18 protein-coding genes are annotated in these 17,770 nt (G+C 66.7%); 10 read left to right on the forward strand and 8 right to left on the reverse strand.

Features of this window, described 5'->3' with window-relative positions; all coding sequences use genetic code 11:
• Nucleotides 1-12 precede the first annotated feature (12 nt).
• The 4 genes from gmk (at nt 13) to C8K14_RS05485 (ending at nt 4,190) form a co-directional block, all read left to right on the forward strand.
• Nucleotides 13-684 carry a guanylate kinase gene (gmk, locus tag C8K14_RS05470; protein ID WP_022675787.1) on the forward strand — a complete coding sequence of 224 codons (672 nt, stop codon included), beginning with the start codon at nt 13-15 and terminating at the stop codon, nt 682-684.
• Nucleotides 685-688: 4 nt separating this feature from the next.
• Nucleotides 689-1,558: a metallophosphoesterase gene (locus tag C8K14_RS05475; RefSeq protein WP_107715952.1), complete on the forward strand. Its 870-nt coding sequence runs from the start codon at nt 689-691 to the stop codon at nt 1,556-1,558.
• Nucleotides 1,559-1,631: 73 nt separating this feature from the next.
• Nucleotides 1,632-2,723, forward strand: coding sequence for a Zn-dependent alcohol dehydrogenase (locus tag C8K14_RS05480; RefSeq protein ID WP_107715953.1), 1,092 nt, complete (start codon nt 1,632-1,634; stop codon nt 2,721-2,723).
• 84 nt (nt 2,724-2,807) lie between these two features.
• Nucleotides 2,808-4,190 carry an alginate export family protein gene (locus tag C8K14_RS05485; RefSeq protein WP_233250915.1) on the forward strand — a complete coding sequence of 461 codons (1,383 nt, stop codon included), beginning with the start codon at nt 2,808-2,810 and terminating at the stop codon, nt 4,188-4,190.
• A gap of 6 nt (nt 4,191-4,196) precedes the next feature.
• Here the strand turns inward: C8K14_RS05485 and C8K14_RS05490 are convergent, their stop codons facing one another.
• The 6 genes from C8K14_RS05490 to C8K14_RS05515 form a co-directional block, all read right to left on the reverse strand.
• A complete protein-coding gene (locus C8K14_RS05490) occupies nt 4,197-5,882 on the reverse strand; it encodes a S10 family peptidase (RefSeq protein ID WP_107715954.1) in 1,686 nt (561 codons plus the stop codon).
• A gap of 166 nt (nt 5,883-6,048) precedes the next feature.
• Nucleotides 6,049-6,336, reverse strand: a complete 288-nt coding sequence (locus C8K14_RS05495) for a hypothetical protein (RefSeq protein ID WP_022677432.1) — start codon at nt 6,334-6,336, stop codon at nt 6,049-6,051.
• A 194-nt stretch (nt 6,337-6,530) separates the two neighbouring features.
• Nucleotides 6,531-6,830 carry a GIY-YIG nuclease family protein gene (locus tag C8K14_RS05500; protein WP_107716023.1) on the reverse strand — a complete coding sequence of 100 codons (300 nt, stop codon included), beginning with the start codon at nt 6,828-6,830 and terminating at the stop codon, nt 6,531-6,533.
• A gap of 220 nt (nt 6,831-7,050) precedes the next feature.
• The gene (locus tag C8K14_RS05505; protein ID WP_054130678.1) at nt 7,051-8,424 is read right to left on the reverse strand and encodes a class II 3-deoxy-7-phosphoheptulonate synthase; all 1,374 of its coding nucleotides are present in this window, start codon (nt 8,422-8,424) and stop codon (nt 7,051-7,053) included.
• A gap of 172 nt (nt 8,425-8,596) precedes the next feature.
• Nucleotides 8,597-11,500: a pitrilysin family protein gene (locus C8K14_RS05510; protein ID WP_107715955.1), complete on the reverse strand. Its 2,904-nt coding sequence runs from the start codon at nt 11,498-11,500 to the stop codon at nt 8,597-8,599.
• Between the two features lie 82 nt (nt 11,501-11,582).
• Entirely contained in the window at nt 11,583-12,239 is a 657-nt protein-coding gene (locus tag C8K14_RS05515; RefSeq protein ID WP_158271869.1) for an FKBP-type peptidyl-prolyl cis-trans isomerase, read from the reverse strand.
• A 115-nt stretch (nt 12,240-12,354) separates the two neighbouring features.
• Between C8K14_RS05515 and C8K14_RS05520 the strand changes: the two genes are divergently transcribed.
• The 6 genes from C8K14_RS05520 to C8K14_RS05545 all read left to right on the forward strand — a co-directional run bounded on the left by C8K14_RS05520 (nt 12,355) and on the right by C8K14_RS05545 (nt 16,235).
• On the forward strand, nt 12,355-12,930 hold the full coding sequence (locus C8K14_RS05520) for a NifU family protein (RefSeq protein WP_022677436.1): 576 nt from the start codon (nt 12,355-12,357) through the stop codon (nt 12,928-12,930).
• 17 nt (nt 12,931-12,947) lie between these two features.
• A complete protein-coding gene (gene tsaB / locus C8K14_RS05525; RefSeq protein WP_054130681.1) occupies nt 12,948-13,619 on the forward strand; it encodes a tRNA (adenosine(37)-N6)-threonylcarbamoyltransferase complex dimerization subunit type 1 TsaB in 672 nt (223 codons plus the stop codon).
• Complete coding sequence (locus C8K14_RS05530; protein WP_233250916.1) at nt 13,619-14,083, forward strand: GNAT family N-acetyltransferase; 465 nt, start codon at nt 13,619-13,621, stop codon at nt 14,081-14,083. Before tsaB ends, C8K14_RS05530 begins: the two co-directional genes overlap by 1 nt.
• Nucleotides 14,084-14,258: 175 nt before the next feature.
• A complete protein-coding gene (locus C8K14_RS05535) occupies nt 14,259-14,714 on the forward strand; it encodes a MucR family transcriptional regulator (protein ID WP_022674704.1) in 456 nt (151 codons plus the stop codon).
• Between the two features lie 235 nt (nt 14,715-14,949).
• Nucleotides 14,950-15,372 (forward strand): Fur family transcriptional regulator, encoded by a 423-nt coding sequence (locus C8K14_RS05540; protein ID WP_022674705.1) that lies wholly within the window; start codon nt 14,950-14,952, stop codon nt 15,370-15,372.
• 8 nt (nt 15,373-15,380) lie between these two features.
• On the forward strand, nt 15,381-16,235 hold the full coding sequence (locus tag C8K14_RS05545; protein ID WP_062786153.1) for a 1-acyl-sn-glycerol-3-phosphate acyltransferase: 855 nt from the start codon (nt 15,381-15,383) through the stop codon (nt 16,233-16,235).
• On the opposite strand, the gene gspM is transcribed toward C8K14_RS05545, so the two are convergent.
• The gene (gene gspM / locus C8K14_RS05550; RefSeq protein WP_107715957.1) at nt 16,232-16,690 is read right to left on the reverse strand and encodes a type II secretion system protein GspM; all 459 of its coding nucleotides are present in this window, start codon (nt 16,688-16,690) and stop codon (nt 16,232-16,234) included. The two genes, C8K14_RS05545 and gspM, sit on opposite strands and share 4 nt — an antisense overlap.
• Nucleotides 16,687-17,769: a hypothetical protein gene (locus tag C8K14_RS05555; protein WP_107715958.1), complete on the reverse strand. Its 1,083-nt coding sequence runs from the start codon at nt 17,767-17,769 to the stop codon at nt 16,687-16,689. The genes gspM and C8K14_RS05555 overlap by 4 nt, the downstream gene beginning before the upstream one ends.
• Nucleotide 17,770 lies beyond the last annotated feature (1 nt).

Here is a 17,770-nt window from a genome sequence, read left to right on the forward strand (position 1 = left end):
CCATCTGCGACCATGGCCGACAGCGCATTGCCCCCCACCCTGCCCGTTTCCCGTGCCGATGCACTGCATCGTCGCGGCCTCATGCTGATCCTGTCTTCGCCATCGGGCGCGGGCAAGACGACGATCGCCAAGCGCCTGCTGGCGCACGATTCGCAGATCGAGGCATCGGTTTCGGCCACCACGCGCCCGATCCGCCCCGGCGAGGTGGATGGCAAGGATTACCACTTCGTCGACCGCGCCACGTTCGATGCCATGGTCGAAGCCAACGAATTCTATGAATGGGCCGAAGTCTTCGGTAATTGCTATGGCACGCCCAAGGCCCATATCCGCGCCCGCCTCAAGGAAGGCGGCGACACCCTGTTCGACATCGACTGGCAGGGCACGCAGCAGCTCTATCAAAAGGCCGAGGCCGACGTGGTGCGCGTGTTCATCCTGCCGCCGAGCATCGAGGAACTGCGCCGCCGCCTGACCGGGCGCGGCACCGACAGCGCCGAAGTGATCGCCGCGCGCATGGCCCGCGCCCAGGCCGAAATCAGCCACTGGGACGGCTATGACTATGTCGTGGTCAACGACGATATCGATGCCTGCTATACCCAGATCTGCCAGATCCTGGCGGCCGAACGCCTCAAGCGCGCGCGCCAGACCGGTCTGATCGGCTTTGTCCGCGAATTGACCCGGCACTGATCGCGTGGCGGCCGTGGAGATCGAGCCATCGCCGCCAAGCTATCGCCGGATGTGGTGGGCCTGGACTCTCCTTGCCCTGATTCTGGCCGGGCTGGCCTTGCTGGGCTGGGGCTATTGGGTGGAAACCTGGCCGCCGCTGGTGCGCCGCGCGGTGATCGTGTTCGATACCCCGGCCATGGCCGGCCGCAAGATCGACGTGGCGCTGGTTTCCGATATCCATGTCGGCAGCCACGGGATGAGCGCCGCCCGGCTGGACCGCGTGGTGGACCAGATCATGGCGCAGCACCCCGATGCCATCCTGCTGGCCGGCGATTTCGTCAATGGTGACCGGCGCAACGATCCGGCGGTGCATCTGGATTTGCTGCCCGAGGCACTGGCGCGCCTGCATGCCCCGCTGGGCGTCTATGCCGTGCTGGGCAATCATGACGAATGGACCGATCCGCACGCGGTTACCGCGCTGCTGCGCCGCGCCGGGATCACCGTGCTCAACAACCAGAGCCAGGGCGTGGGGCCGATCACGCTGCTGGGCCTGGCCGATACGCCCCGTGCCCGGCTGATCGCCGCGCCGCTGCTGCCCGCCGCGCGCGCCGCGGGCAAACCGGTGATCGTGGTGGAGCATGTGCCGCGCGTGATCCCCGGCGTGCCGCTGATCCTGGCCGGCCACACCCATTGCGGCCAGATTCACCTGCCCGGCATCAGCATCGCCGGCAACCCCATCACCGGCAATCGCTATTACGACGCGCGGTTTCGCTGTGGCATCGTGCGCTGGCAGGACCAGATCGTGTTGATCGGCAGCGGCGTGGGATCGGGCAGCTTTCCCTTGCGCATCGGCACGCGGCCCGATTTCTGGATGATCACCCTTACCGGGCGTTGACCGGCCGCGCATTTGCGCGAATGAACCAGCGCAGCCGCGACACGATCCGCCGGCGCCACGAAGAGGACCACCGATGAAAGCTGCCGTTCTCGAACAAGCGGGCCAGCCGCTGACCCTGGCCGATCTGGTGGTTGACCGGCCCGGCCCGCATGAGGTGCTGATCCGCACGGTGGCTTGCGGCCTGTGCCATTCCGACCTGCATTTCATCGACGGCGCCTATCCCCACGCGCTGCCCGCCGTGCCCGGGCACGAGGCCGCCGGCATCGTCGAGGCCGTGGGCGAGGAAGTGCGGCGGGTGAAGAAGGGTGATCGCGTGGTCACCTGCCTTTCGGCCTTTTGCGGCACCTGCGAATTCTGCCTGTCGGGCCGCATGGCGCTGTGCCTGGGCAGCGGCACCCGCCGCCCGCGCGGCGCGGCGCCGCGCCTCGCCCGGCCAGACGGCACACCGGTGCAGCAGATGCTCAACCTGTCGGCGCTGGCCGAAATGATGCTGGTGCACGAAAACGCCTGCGTCGCCATCCGGCCCGACATGCCGCTCGATCGCGCGGCGCTGTTGGGCTGCGCGGTCACCACCGGGGCTGGTGCGGTGTTCAATGCCTGCAAGCCGACGCCGGGTGACAGCGTGGCGGTGATCGGCTGCGGCGGCGTGGGCCTGGCGGCCGTGAACGCCGCGCGCATTGCCGGGGCCGGCCGCATCATCGCCGCCGACCCTTCACCCGAAAAGCGCGCGCTGGCGCAGGAAATGGGCGCGACCGACACGATCGACCCCAGTGCCGACGATGCCGCCGGCGCGATAATGGAACTGACGCGCGGCGGCGTGGAACATGCGATCGAGGCCGTGGGCCGCCCGGCCTCGGCCGATCTGGCGGTGCAGGTCTTGCGCCGGGGTGGCACGGCCACGATCCTGGGCATGATGCCGCTCGATCACAAGGTCGGCCTTTCGGCGATGGACCTGCTGTCGGGCAAGACGCTGCAAGGCGGGCTGATGGGCATGAACCGCTTTCCGATCGACCTGCCGCGCCTGGTTGATTTCTACCTCGGTGGGCAGCTCAAGCTCGACACGATGCTGACCGCGCGGATCACGCTCGATCAGGTCAACGATGGCTTTGCCGCGCTGCGCCGTGGCGATGGCGCCCGCGCGGTGGTGCTGTTCGACGACGCGTAGTTCCGCTTAAGGCCGCTTTCACGCCGGCTTGGCGGGCGCGGCGCTAATCCCGGTGGCATCACTGTGCCACAAGGGAAACCGCCGATGCCCGCCCTTTGCCACCGCGCCCGCCTGCCGGGCGCTGCGCTGCTTGCCGCCACGGCCCTGGCAGCCGCCCCGCCGGCCTTGGCGGGAGAGGCACCGCCGGCCGATGGCCTGGCCATCTCTGGCCAGATCCGCCTGCGTTATGAAGCGATCGATGGCCAGGCGCGGCCCAACGCCAACCGCACCGACCAGCTGATCAACACCCGCGCCACGATCAAGGCCGCGTGGACCAAGGGCCCGTGGCAGGTGGTGGGAGAGTTGTGGGACGCGCGCGTGTTCAACGACAATCCCGGCACGCCGATCACCACCGGAGAGATCAACGCTTTCGAGCTGGTGCAAGGCTATGTCGGGCTGGACCTGCCCGGCCGCCTCGGCAAGGGCAGCAAGCTCAATGTCAGAGTGGGGCGCGAAACGCTCAACATCGGATCGCGCCGCCTGATCGCGGCCGACGATTATCGCAACACCATCAACAGCTATACCGGCCTTCATGCCGAGGCCCAATGGCCCAGCGGATGGCGCGCGTCACTCGTCTTCACCCTGCCCGACCAGCGCCTGCCGCTGGACCGGCGCGGCATGCATGTCCACCGCTTTGCCTGGGACCATGAGGGCTTTGACCTGATGCTGTGGGGCGGCTTTGTCGGCAAGGTGATCTCGGCCAAGGGGGCGCCGGTCACCTTAATCGAGGCCGGACTGCTGCACCTTGGCGAACGCGATCGGCCCGATACCCCGACGCGCGACCGCTCGCTCAACACCTCCAGCCTGCGCCTGGCGGCAGAGCCCGCGCCGGCGCACCTGGATTACGAGCTGGAAGGCAATTACCAGTGGGGCGAGGAAGCCATGGTCATGGCGCCCAATGCGCCGCTGCTGCCCGTCAGCGCCAGCAACCTGCACGTGCGCCTGGGCTATACCTTTGCCGACAGGGCGAAAACGCATCTGACGGCAGAGCTGGACTTTGCCACCGGCGATACGCCCGGCGGCACGATCACCCGCTATGATCCGCTCTACGCCACGCGGCGCAACGACTTCGCCCCGGCCGGGCTCTATAACGTGCCCTATCGCGCTAACATCATCGCCCCCGGATTGCGGCTGGAAGGCGCGCCGTCCAAGCGGTTTGACTATCTGCTGACATGGCACCCGATGTGGCTGGCCAATGCGCACGATATGTTTGGCAGTTCGGGCGTGCGCGATGCGGCGGGCACCAGCGGCAGGTTTGCCGGGCACCAGTTCGATTCCCGGCTGCGCTATTGGGCGGTGCCCCGCCGGCTGCGCCTGGAATTCGATGGGGTCTATCTGGCCAAAGGTGGCTTCATGCAGACCGCGCCCAATGCGCAGCCGGGGCAATCCACCACCTATGGTTCGTTCAACGTGACCGCGTTCTATTGAACGGGATCAGTGCTTGCCGCTGTTGCGGGCGATGAACGCCGCCGTGGCATCGTGGAAGCCCTTGAGCGAGGCCTCGTTGGCATAGACCATGTGGCCCGACGGGTAATAGGCAAAGCTGATGTTGCCCTGCAGCGATTGCGGCATGGGCAGGTGGCGCGTCTCGAACAGCCCTTCGAAATAGGGCGTGGCGAGATCGTAATAGCCGCCGGCCAGCAGCACCTTGAGCTGCGGGTTCTGCTTCATCGCGTTGGCCAGATCGGGCATCACGTTGAGCGGGCCGCTTTCCGACCGGCTGCCATCGGGCAGGCGGTGGGTCATGTCCCATTCGGTCAGCCCGGCAAACGGCTTGTAGGTCGCCTGCGTGGCATAGTGCAGGCTGTCCCGCGCATAGGCGTTGAACGCCGAGATATAGGCCGAGCTGATCGCCGCGCTCTGCGGGTCATAGCCGGCTTCCTTGGCCGTGGGATCGAGCGTGGGGCCCGAAAAACGCGAATCGAGGCGGCCGGTGGTCAGGCCCTGCTCTTCCTGCAGGTGCTGCATCACCTGGCCCACGTTGAGCCGCAGGTTGGAGCGCAGCCAGTATTCGGCCGGAATGCCGGTATAGCCGGCCAGGCGCTTGGCCATGTCCTGGCGCTGGGCATCGGGCAGCGTGCTGCCCTGCATCAGGGCCATGGCATAGTCGGTGGTGGCAAAGTGCTCCACCTCGCGCAGGAAGGTTTCCAGGTCAGCCGGGCGCGTGCCGGGCAGGCGGTTATGATACCACGCCGTTGCCGCCACGGTGGGCAGGCTCACCACATAGGCGCTGTCCACGCCGGGGTTGTGTTCCGGGCCATCGGCCGAAAGATCGAAGTTGAGGATCGCCGAAAGCAGGACAACCCCGTTGAAATCGATCGAATCGTCTGATTGCAGCGCGTTGACCAGGGCCGAGGCGCGCGGCGTGCCATAGCTTTCGCCCAGCAGGAACTTGGGCGAGTTCCAGCGGCCATGGTCAGACAGGAACGCCTTGATGAATTCGCGGAAGGCATGGACATCCTGGTCCACGCCCCAGAATGCCTTTTCCTTGTTCTTGCCGGCAATGCGCGACCAGCCAGCGCCCGGTGCATCGATGAACACCAGGTCCGATGCGTCGAGCAGGCTATAGGCGTTGTCCACCAGGTTATAGGGTGCCGGCGGGGTGTGGCTGTCGTTGGCCGTGATCACCCGGCGCGGGCCGAATGCGCCCATGTGCAGCCAGACCGTGGCCGAACCGGGGCCGCCGTTGAACAGGAACGTGATTGGCCGATCGGCCGAGGGCGCGCCCTTCTTGAAATAGGCGGTGTAGAACATCGAGGCCTCGGCCGGCGCGTCCTTGGCATCGTCCTTGGTCTTGCCGGCCGCGGCGGTCTCGCGCCAATCGGTATCGTCCCAATCGGCCTGGTGCACCACCACGGTGCCGGCTTCGGCGGTGTAGTCAATCTTCTGGCCGCCCACGGTCACCATGCCGGACGAAAGCACCTTGCGCGCCTTGAAGAAGCGCGTGGTGGTGGCACTGTCGGGATCGGGCACGCCATCGGGATCGTTGCGCGCGGCATCAGACCTGGCGTCCTTGTCGGCCTTGTCCGCCTTGGCGGCGTCATCAGGCTTGGCCAGGGCCAGCACGGGGTTGAGAGCAAGCAGGGATACGGCAGCGGCAAGCGACAGGGCGGAGCGCAAGGGTGAATTCCTTTACAGGCGAAACCGGTTTGGCGGCCGCATCGAACGCGCGCGGGCGCGATGGTGTCAAGCAAAGGTTCCCAACCGTTCGACGAACGACCAACCCGCGCCGATCAGCGTTATACCGTATCCGTTCGGCCGCCTTGGGGGCAGCCCGCTGTGGTCTTCAGCCCCTGCCGATCTGCGCGTTGGTCAGGTTGGCAGTAAAGGCCGGCGAAATCCGCCGCTCCATCGCGCGGCAGGCGTCCGCATGGGCGATCAAGGCCTTGCTCGCCCGCTCCAGCACGCGCGGATGCAATGGCTCCGCGCCCGAAAGCAGCGCGGCCATGCCCAGTTCGCTTTCCCCGATCGCCTGGCCAGCGGCCTTGATCCCGCCGAGCAGGTCCACCGCCCTGGCAAACAGCGCGCGTTGGGCAAGCGGGTCCATGGGCTTTTGGGCGTTGGGCTGGCTCATGCCTGCCACTGTGCGCGATGGCGTGCGCGGGGGGAAGTGGCGCCGTGGGGTTGTGCCCGGAAAAAGTGGCGTACGCCGTGCTATCCGCCAACAAGCGGGACCCCGGATCAAGTCCGGGGTGACGAACACGATAGCATCAATTTACAACGTCACCCCGGGCTTGACCCGGGGTCCCGCTTTTCCTTGGAAAACAGTCACACCAGAAACCGAAACAGATCGTCCCACTCTGGATTGGCCGTTTCAACCAGCGCAAACTTCCAGTCCCGGCGCCAGCGCTTCAACCGCTTTTCATGCGCGATGCAGGCGTCGATCGGCTCCCCGCGCTCCGCCCAGACCAGCCGATGCAAACCGTAGCGCGCGCAGAAGTCTGATCCGGCGCCCTTGCGATGCTGATCGATCCGTTGTGCGAGGTCCGCTGTCACGCCAATGTAGAGCGTGCCGCGATAGCGATCGGCCATCATATAGACCCAGCCGCTATAGGTTTCGCGATCCATGGGCGGATCGTCGCGCAGACACATGCGGAGCGTCAACGCACGTTGCGGCCGATTTCGAAGGAAAGCGGGACCCCGGGTCTAGCCCGGGGTGACGAACCATATAACGTCAGTTTAACGTCACCCAGGGCTTGATCCGGGGTCCCGCTTGTTCGGGATCTAGCGCCTGGTTTCGCACCACCCCCAACCCCCTCCTCTGAAGAGGAGGGGGCTTTTGGTAGTCTCAGGCCGCTTCGGCCTTCTTGTCGGCGTGCTCCAGGTTGAGCATTTCGGCCAGCAGGAACGCCAGTTCGATCGACTGCGCGGCGTTGAGGCGCGGGTCGCAGTGGGTGTGGTAGCGGTCGGCCAGGCTTTCCTGGGTGATCGCCACGGCGCCGCCGGTGCATTCGGTCACATCGCGGCCGGTCATCTCGATATGGATGCCGCCCGCATGCGTGCCTTCGGCGCGGTGCACGGCGAAGAAGCCCTTCACTTCGGCCAGGATGCGGTCGAACGGCCGCGTCTTGTAGCCGTTGTCGGCCTTGATCACGTTGCCGTGCATCGGGTCGCAGCTCCACACCACCGGGTGCCCTTCGCGCTTCACCGCGCGCACCAGTGCGGGCAGGCCGGCTTCCACCTTGTCGTGGCCATAGCGGCTGATCAGGGTAATACGGCCGGCTTCTCGCGCGGGGTTGAGCGTGTCGAGCATGCGCAGCAGCGCGTCGGGCGTCAGGCTGGGGCCGCACTTCATGCCGATGGGATTGCCCACGCCGCGCAGGAATTCGACATGGGCCGAACCTTCGAAGCGGGTGCGATCGCCGATCCACAGCATGTGCGCGCTGGTATCGTACCAGTCACCGGTCAGCGAATCCTGCCGCGTCATCGCCTCTTCATACTGCAGCAGCAGCGCTTCGTGGCTGGTATAGAAGCTGGTGCCCTGCAGTTGCGGGACATTCGACGGGTTGACCCCGCAGGCTTCCATGAAGTCCAGCGCTTCGCCGATCTTGTCGGCCATTTCGCCAAACTTGGTGGCCCAGGGGCTCTTGGCGATATGGTCGAGCGTCCAGCCGTGCACCTGGCGCAGGTTGGCATAGCCGCCGCCGGCAAAGGCGCGCAGCAGGTTGAGCGTTGCGGCCGCCTGGCTATAGGCGCGCAGCATCCGGTCAGGATCGGGGATGCGCTGTTCGGGCGTGAAATCGATCCCGTTGATGTTGTCACCCAGATAGCTGGGCAGTTCCACATCACCCTGGCGCTCCACCGGCGAGGAGCGCGGCTTGGCGAACTGGCCGGCCATGCGGCCAACCTTCACCACCGGCTGCTTGCTGGCAAAGGTGAGGACCACGGCCATCTGCAACAGCACCCGGAACGTGTCGCGGATGTTGTTGGGATGAAATTCGGCAAAGCTTTCGGCGCAGTCCCCGCCCTGGAGCAGAAAACCCTTGCCCGCCGCCACCTGGGCCAGATCGGCCTTGAGCGCGCGTGCCTCGCCGGCAAAGACCAGCGGCGGAAAGCTGCCAAGGGTGCCTTCCACCGCGTTCAGCTTGTCCGCGTCGGGATAGACCGGCAGATGCCGCGCCTCTTGATCCCGCCAGCTCTTTGCATTCCAGTTCTGTGCCACTGTCCTCATTCCTTTCAAGACCGGCGGACATAGGCGCACGCGCGCAGGATTGCAAAGAAAGCCTTTCGCATAGTGTGATCGACATTTTGTTGCGTGGGGGGAAGAAAAACACCTCCTCCGGCGGCGTGCGGCCGCCACCTCCCCCCGCTTTGCGGAGGGAGGATTTTGCACGTTATTTCTTGGCTTCGGGGACCACTTCGACGCGCCATGAGCGATCGTGCTGGAGATAGCGCGCGGCGAGCGCCTGCATCGCCTGGGGCGTGGTCTTGCTGTAATCTACCAGGATCGAGCGGATATCGTCGAACTTGCCCGGCTCCTGCGCTCCGCCTTCCAGCAGCGACATATAGAAGGCGTTGCCGGTGCTGGCGCGGGTGATCAGCTGCTTGAGCGGCTCGGTCACGCGCTCGATTTCATCGGGCGTGGGCGGCGCGGCCACCAGATCGGCGGCGATCTTGTCCGTCGCGGTAAAGAACGCGGGGAGATCCTGCGGCCGCAGTTGCACTGTCGCGCCGAGATAACCGCCCGAGGGCAGATCCATCGGCCAGACCGATTCAACCTGCGGGGCATAGGACGCGCCGATCTTTTCGCGCATCTCGTCGAACAGGCGGTTGTTGACAATCTGCGCCAGGATTTCGAGCTGGCGCGATTCGTGCACGCCGGTGCGCCCGCCGCCGGTGGGCCAGGCCACCATGGCTGCGGCCGTATTGGCATCGCCCGTGTGGGTCAGCACCACCGGGGTTTCATTGTGCGCGGGCAAATGCGGATCGAGCGGCGGCGGGTTGGCCGCAGTGCGGGCCGGCAGCGCACCGAACGTGGCGTTGAGCGCATCGAGCGCCTGCTGCCGCGTGAAATCGCCGAACATGTCCACCTCGATCGGGCCCTGCGCCAGCAGGGGTTCCCACACGCGGCGGAAATCGGCAGGCGTCACAGTGTCGAGCGCGGCCGGATCGGGCACCTTGTAGCGCGGGTCCTTGTCCTTGAGCAGCCAGCCCATGTCCCGCTGCAACACTGCCTGGGGCGAAGAGCCGCTGGCGGCATATTGCAGCTTGGCCGCTGCCACCGCGCGCAGGATCGGGTTGGTATCCCAGCGCGGCGCGGCCAGCTTGGCGGCAAAGAGGTAGAGCTGGTCCTTGAGATCGGACGGGCGGGTATCGGCCGAAAACTCGAACGCGGTATCGTCGAGCTTGAAGTTGAGGTTGAACTTGCGGCCCGTGGCCAGTTCATCCAGCGCGTTGCGGTCCACCTTGCCAAAGCCGGTTTCCATCAGCGCCATATCGCCGAGCGAGGCATAGACCGCATCCTTGGGCGCGATCGCGGCCAGGCCACCGCCAAAGCGAATGCGGATGATGATCCGCCCCGGTTCGGCATCATTGGCCCACAGCAGCGCCTTGACCCCGTTCGACAGGGTGAGCCGCTCGATCCCGAGCACGCCGGTGGGCTGCGCCTGGGCGACGGTGCCCGGCGTGCCGATCGGCGGCAACTGGGCAAAGGTCAGCTTGTCGGTCGGCAGGCGCACGCTGCCGGTTGGCACCGGCTTGGCGATCAGCGCGGCGCGCACATCGGCCGCCGTCGCGCCGATATCGCGCGGCGTGGTCAGCATGCCGCGCACGACCGTGCCCTTGAACAGCGCGCGGGTATGCGCCAGCACGGCCTGCGGGGTGAACAGCGGCACTGACTTCTTGAAGATGGTATAGACCGTCTCGGGGTTGGCCACCGTCTCGCGGATATCGACCGCCTGGGTGATATCGTCGGCCAGGTCCGATCCGGCCTGGGTACGCTGGGTTTCCACCGGCACCTTGAACGACAGGTCGAACTCGGCCACCTCGCGATCGATATCGGCCTGCGAGGGCGGCGAGGCCAGTGCATCGTCGATCACCGAACGCACATCGGCCACGGCGGCCTTCCAGTCATCGCCCAGCGGCGTGACCGACACCAGCGTGGTATCGGCCGAACGGGCATAGTTCTGCTGATCGATCGAGGCCGACAGGAAGCTGCCGCCAGCGCGGGCGCGCACGGCCAGGCGGCGGTTGATCAGCGCCATGGCCAAGCGGTCGATCATCAGCCCCTGGTTATAGGCGATGGTGTCGGCATGGCGCTTCCACGGCCGCACCACCGCATAGTTGAACTGCATCGGCACGCTGGGTTCGACCAGCACGCGGGCACCATCGACGGGATTGGCGGGATTGGCCCCCTTGGGCGCCACCGGCTTGCCGAAATCGACCGGCGCGGGCTTGGGGCCATTGCCGGCCCACGGGCCGAACCACTTGGTGATCTGCGCCAGCATCGCCTGGGGATCAGCATCACCGGCCACCACGATGATCGTGTTGTCGGGGCGATACCACTTGTCGTGGAAGGCCTTGATGCTTTCGGGCGTGGCCGCCTGCAGCGTTTCGACCTTGCCGATCGGCGAACGCGTGGCAGCAGGCTGGCCGGCAAAGAACAACTCGCGCGTGGCGTCCATCACGCGGGTCTGCGGGCCGGAACGCTCGCGCATTTCGGCCAGCACGATCGGCACTTCGGTTTTCACCCCCTGCGGCGTGAAGATCGGCGCGGCGATCATGCCCGACAGCAGCTTGAAGGTTTCATCCAGCTTGGCCGGCGTGGCATCGGGCAGGTCGAGCTTGTAAACGGTTTGTGTGCCGCTGGTTTCGGCATTGGTATCGCTGCCGAACGTGGCGCCCAGGCGCTGCCAGGTGGGGATCGCCTCACCCGATTTGAGATACTTGGAATCGCGGAACGTGAGGTGTTCGATAAGGTGGGCAAAGCCCTGCTGGGCATCGGTTTCATAAAACGATCCGGCATCGACCAGCACGCGCACCGAAACCTGATCGGGCGGGACGCCATTGTGGCGCACGGCATAGCGCAGGCCATTGGGCAGGCGGCCAAAGATCCATTCCTTGTCCTGCGGCACGTCGCTGCCAACGTAGAGCCAGTTCTGCGCCGTGTTGTCCACCGCCGTCGCCGCCGGGGCGGCCCTGGCCTGCGCCGCTGCCGGAATGCCGGCGGGCGCCGTGGTGGCGAGCAGGGAAAGAACGAGAAAAGCGAAGCGCCGCGAGCGCCAGGTGTTCGATCGCATTTCCCATCTATAGGGAGGGGGTTTGTGAAGGGCCAGTGAATAGACCGGCCCTTCACCACGTTCATATCGCTTAATTACGCCGTTATGGCTTGGGCGTGGCGGCCGGGGCCGCCTGCTGGGCCGGCGTGGCAGGCTGCCCATCGGCGCCCGGCTGGCCTGCAGCGGCGGCCGCCGCGCGCATCTTTTCGACGTCGGCGGCGGTCTTGTAATCGACCAGTTCCACCTGGAATACGAGATCGGCATTGGCCGGGATGGTCTCGCCCGCACCTTGCGCGCCATAGCCCAGCGTGGCCGGCACGCAGAACCGCCAGGTGCTGCCCTTGGCCATCAGTTGCAGGCCTTCGGAAAAGCCGGGGATCACCCCTTCGACCGGAAAGGCAGCGGCGGTGTTCTGATCGAACACGCGGCCATCGGCGGCAAGGTAGCCGATATAGTTGACCAGCACATAGTCACCCTTGGCCGGATGGGCGGCATCGGCCGACGGCTTGAGCGTCAGCGTGCCCAGGCCCGAAGCGGTCTTGGCGCTGCACTGGCGCTGACCGGCCGGCACCACCGGCATCAGCGGCACGGGCAGGATGGCGGTGGACAGCGCCGCCGCGGCCGCGGCCGGGCGAGCAGCCGGTGCAGCCGCCCGCTTGACCGGGGCAGCGGCAACCGGTGCAGCCAGGGCCGAGACGGCGAGCACGGCAGACGAAACAAGCATGGCGAAGCGCGCGGCGCGCGAAGAAGCAGTGATCATGGCCCGGTTCATAGCAGCCAGACAGGCCCATTCCAGCGAAATACATGGCCCATGCCGGCCTGCCGGCCCTTCTCGCCCCTTGACCCCCGCCCCCCCGGTCCTAAATGCAACAATCATGTTCATCGAAACCGAAACCACGCCGAATCCGGCCACGCTCAAGTTCCTGCCGGGCGAACGGGTCATGACCAGCGGCACGCGGTCGTTCACCTCGCCCGAAGAGGCAGAGGTCTCGCCGCTGGCGCAGGCGCTGTTTTCGCTGGGCGACGTGACCGAGGTTCTGTTCGGCCAGGAATTCGTCGCAGTGACGATTGCGCCGGGCGCGCAATGGGCCGATGCCAAGCCGCAGGTGCTGGCGATCCTGCTCGATCATTTCGTGTCGCAGGCGCCGCTGTTTGCCGCCGGCAGCGCGGCAGGGATCATGGTGCCCGACGAGGACGAGGATTTCGGCGATGATCCGGCCGACGCCGATATCGTCGACCAGATCAAGGACCTGATCGAAACCCGCGTGCGCCCAGCCGTGGCCAACGATGGCGGCGACATTATCTACAGGGGCTTTCGCGAAGGCGTGGTCTATCTCAAGATGCAGGGCGCCTGCTCGGGCTGTCCTTCGTCGACCGCCACGCTCAAGCACGGCATCGAAAGCCTGCTCAAGCACTATGTGCCCGAAGTGACCGAAGTGCGCGCGGCCTGATCGGAACGGGACTCGTCGTGCCCCAGGCTGCCCCTTTTTCCCGCCGCCGCCTGGTGATCGATAGCGCCACGGAAAGCTGTTCGGTCGCCCTCTACGAAGACGACGCGCTGATCGCGGGCGAATGCCTGATGCTCGGCCGTGGCCATGCCGAACGGCTGGTGCCGATGATTGCCGCGCTGCCCGACAAGGGGCGCGCCGCCACGATCCTGGTCGACAGCGGGCCAGGTAGCTTTACCGGCATTCGCGTGGGGCTGGCCGCGGCGCGTGCCCTGGCGCTTGCCTGGAATGCGCATGTGCTGGGCTATCAGAGCCTGGAACTGGTGGCAGCCATGGCGCGCGCGCAGCAGGGCGGGCCGGCGCCGCAACCGGTCGACGTGGTGATGACCGGCGGCCACGGGGAATGGTTCTTCCGCCCGTTCGATGCGGCCGGCCGGCCCACCGCGCCGCTTGCCTCGCTGTCACCCGACCTGGCGCTGGCGCGACTGACCGCGCCGCTGGTGGCCGGCAGCCAGGCCGCTGCCTGCGCCGCCGCGCGGCCAGATGGGCACGCCCCCGTGCAGGTCTGCCCGCTGTGGCCCGATGCCCGCAGCGCCCATCTGCTCGATTCATCAGCCCTTACCGATGGCGCCGCGCCTGCCTATGGCCGCGCGCCGGACGCCCGGTTGCCGGGCGGCGCCTTGCCGGCGTGATGGAGCAGATCGAGGATCTCGACCGCATCATGGCCGTGATGACCACGGCCTTTCCGCCCGACTATGGCGAAGCCTGGAACCGCCGCCAGGTGGGCGACGCGCTGCTGATCGGGCGCACCCGCTATGGCCTGATCGGTGCCGATGGCGGCGAGCATCCCCAAGACCTCGCCTCGACTGCCGGGTTCTTCTTGTCGCGCAGTATATTCGACGAAGAAGAACTGCTGCTCTTCGCTGTTGCACCGCAATATCGGCGGCAGGGTCTGGGCGACTCGCTGCTGGCACGATTCATCGCCCAGGCGCGCAGTTTGGGCATGGGGCGGTTGTTTCTGGAGATGCGCGAAGGCAATCCTGCCGGGAACCTCTACCGCAAACACGGATTCCAACCCATTGGAATTAGGCCCGGTTACTATCGCAGCACCACTGGCGAAAGGATTGCGGCAATTAGCCAGGAACTTAAACTGTGATTTGAAATTCCGGCAAATCAGCTGTTTATGAAATTTCGGTCATTTTATCGAATACCGCATCTTCCCGCGGTTGTTTATCGAATATAAAAGCGTATAGACAACCAACGCTCCCGACAAAGCGGGATGTCGTCTAAAAACGTGTCGCACAGCAACATAGAACGAAAGCCGGATCGCAATGAGTGATATCGAAAACGATATGCGTGAAACCCTGATCACGCTGACGTCGGACATCGTGGCCGCCCACGTGAGCAACAACAGCGTTGCGGTGGGTGATCTTCCGGTGCTCATTTCCAATGTCTATTCGGCGCTCGCCGGGCTCAAGCCGTCTGAACCGGTCGCTGAACCCGCGCCCGAACCGGCAGTATCGATCCGCGCTTCGGTCAAGAATGACCACATCGTTTGCCTGGAAGACGGCAAGAAGCTCAAGATGCTCAAGCGCCATCTTGCCACCCGCTACAACATGACGCCCGAACAGTATCGCGCACGCTGGAACCTGCCGGCCGACTATCCGATGGTCGCCCCGGCCTATGCCGAAAAGCGCCGTGAACTGGCCAAGAAGATCGGCCTGGGCCGCAAGCCCGCCGCTGCCCCCGCCAAGCGCGGTCGCGGCAAGGCTGCCGCATCGGCCTGATCAGGCGCGCTGGCGCACAGGGAGCAATCCCGGCGCGCCGCACCTGCAATTCGGCCCGGCAGGCGCTATGCTTGCCGGGCCTTTGCATGCCCGATCGGCGTGATGCCGTGGGCCTTGGCCCGGTCATCCACAGCGCCGTAGCCTCCCCGTGGGGTTTCGCCGCGTCTGGCCGGTTAACAAGCCACGCCAATTCGCCTATATTGGGCACTGACCTTTCCAGAATGACGAGAACAGCGTGCACCGAGTGATCGATCTCGAAGCCCTTTGCGCCGAACGCGGCCTGCGGATTACCGACCAGCGCCGCGTGATTGCGCAAGTGCTGTCGGAAAGCAGCGACCACCCCGACGTGGAAAAGTTGCACGAACGCGCCGCCGCGCGCGACCCGCGCATCTCGATCGCCACGGTCTATCGCACCGTGCGCCTGTTCGAGGAGGCCGGCATCCTCGATCGCCACGATTTCGGCGATGGCCGCGCCCGCTATGAAGCCACGCCCGAAGCGCACCATGATCACCTGATCGACGTGGAAACCGGGCGGGTGATCGAATTCGTCGATCCCGAACTCGAACAGTTGCAGCGCCAGATTGCGGAAAAGCTGGGCTATCGCCTGGTCGATCACCGCATGGAACTCTACGGCGTCAAGCTCGGCCGGGAAAGCTGAGCAGCACCATGGTCCGCCAGCGCAGCGTCGGCCCCGAGCGCGATGCCCCGATCAGCCTGCTGGGCAAGTTCCGCGTGTTCTGGCGCGCGGTGGGCATTCTGCTCGCCCTGCTGATCTGCGTGCCGCTGCACTATGTGTGGCGCACGGTGCACTATGGCTCGCCGCTGCCGCGCGTGTTCCTTTATCTGGCGGCACGCCTGTGTGGCGCGCGCGTGCGAGTTCACGGCACGCCGCTGCGCCGCGATGTGTTCTACATCAGCAACCACCTGTCGTGGGTGGATATTCTGGCCCTTGGCGGCGCCAGCGGCACGGCCTTTGTGTCCAAGTCTGAAATCGGCCAGGCGCCGGTGGTGGGCTGGCTGTCCCGGCTCAACCGCACGGTCTTCGTCAGCCGCGAAGACCGGCTGGGCGTGGCCGACCAGATCAACCGCCTGCGCGAGGCATTGGCCGACAACTGGGCCATCACCGTCTTTCCCGAAGGCACCACCACCGACGGTCAGTCGCTGCTGCCGTTCAAGACATCGATGCTGCGCGTGCTGGAGCCGCCGCCACCGGGCGTGCTGGTGCAACCGGTCGTGCTCGATTACGGCGCCGTGGCGGAATGGATCGGCTGGATCGGCACCGAGGGCGGCATCGCCAATGCCTTGCGCATCCTGGCGCGGCGCGGGTCGTTCCGGCTCGACATCCACTTCCTCGATCCGTTCGATCCGCGCGATTGCCCCGGCCGCAAGGCCATCGCCGCGCAGGCCCGCAACCGCATCGTGCCGGCGATGGAACGCAACCTCGGCAAGCCGCTGCGCCCCTTCCACCTCGACGTGCCGCAAGTGGGCTATACCCGCAGCAAGGAAGACCGCGCCGCCTAGGGCGCTACTATCACGCGTACGTCCACGCTCACGCCGCCTTCGGGCAATGGCGCAAGCGTGACCTGCTGCACGATCAGGCCCTGCCCGCGCAGGGATTCCAGCCAGGCGAGCACTGCACCGCTCGATCCCTGGCCGACCAGCCGCACCGATGACCCCTGCGCCTCCGCCGGGGCGAGGCTGACCCCACCCTGGCCCGCCAATGCCACCAGGCGGCCAGGATCGATCTTGGCTGGCGCGCCCGCGCCGTCGTCCAGATCGGCAAGCTGGCGCAGCAGGTGCGCGCTGCGTTGCGCGGCTGCCTGATGCTGCGCGCGGGCCGCCTGCCAGGCCTGGGCCAGCGGTACCAGTACGCCCTGCGCCAGGGCGAGAGCCATGGCCAGGCCAACCGCCAGGCTAACCATGCCGCGTTCGCGCGCGGTCAGTGTGGAGAGCCACGCCTGCACCTGCGCCATCATGGCGCCCGCATCGTGATAGTGGCGACAATGCCGGCGCCATCGCGCACCGGTGCCGGTGGCTGGGCCAGGCGCCAGCCATCGCGCTGCAAGGCCAGCAGCACCGCATCGACCGGCGCGATCTCCCGCGCCGCGAGGGTGAACCGCAAGCTACCCTGCGCCGTGTGCTGCAGGCCGGCGAGGCGCACCCCCGGCGCTGCCCGCAGCGCCTGCCACAACGCAGCAGTGGGCGGCGCCCAGCCATCGGCTCCGGCCTGCGCCCGCAGGCGCGCCGCATTGACCGCCTGTTCTGCGCTGGCCAGATCGGTGACGGCGGGAAAGCGCGCGCGCACTTGTGCCACGCTGGCCGCCGCGATCCGCGCCGCATCCACGCGCCAACGCACGATCTGCGCCACGGGCACGGCCAGCGCCAGCACGCTGACGAGCACTGCCAGGCGCGCCAACCGGCGTACCGGCCAGGCGGCCTGCCCCGCCGCGCCACCCTGCATGTCGAGCCAGGGCGCCGCATGTGCCTGCAGCAAGCGCGGGCCGAGGTCTCGCTCTGCCCAATCCACCACCCGGGCGCCATCGGGCACGAGCGCCTGCCACAGCGGCGCTTCGGCAACAAAGGCCGCCTGGTCGGTACGCGCCAGCACCATTCCGCGCCCCAGGCTGGCGCGGTGGACCGTGCCCGCTGGCGGCGGCGGCAGCAGCAATCCGGCTGGCAGCAATGCATCGGCACTGCGGCCAATCAACGCTACAACCTGCGCCTGCCAAGCGGCCAGGGCCTGCTGCGCAACCAGCGTCGTCACGACCTGCCCATCGTCCCGGCCCGCCACCACCGTGCTGCCGGGCGCCAGGCCATGATCCTGCGCCGCCAGCCGCGCCACGGCCAAGGCCTGGTCGGCGGTGGCGGTTTCCTGCGCGGTCAGGGCCAGCACGGGTGCCTGCGCGGCGGGAACCAGCGCGGTGATGCGGCCGCGCCAGCCCGCCAGGTCTTGCCCAGGCGGCAAGGCATCGATACGCCCATCGCCCACGCACCATGCGGCAACCGGCGGCCCGCCGGTTTCGGCCAGCAACAGGATCAGGCCGTGATCCGGCACC

It is taken from the genome of Novosphingobium sp. GV079 (assembly GCF_003058045.1).
Lineage (GTDB): Bacteria > Pseudomonadota > Alphaproteobacteria > Sphingomonadales > Sphingomonadaceae > Novosphingobium > Novosphingobium capsulatum.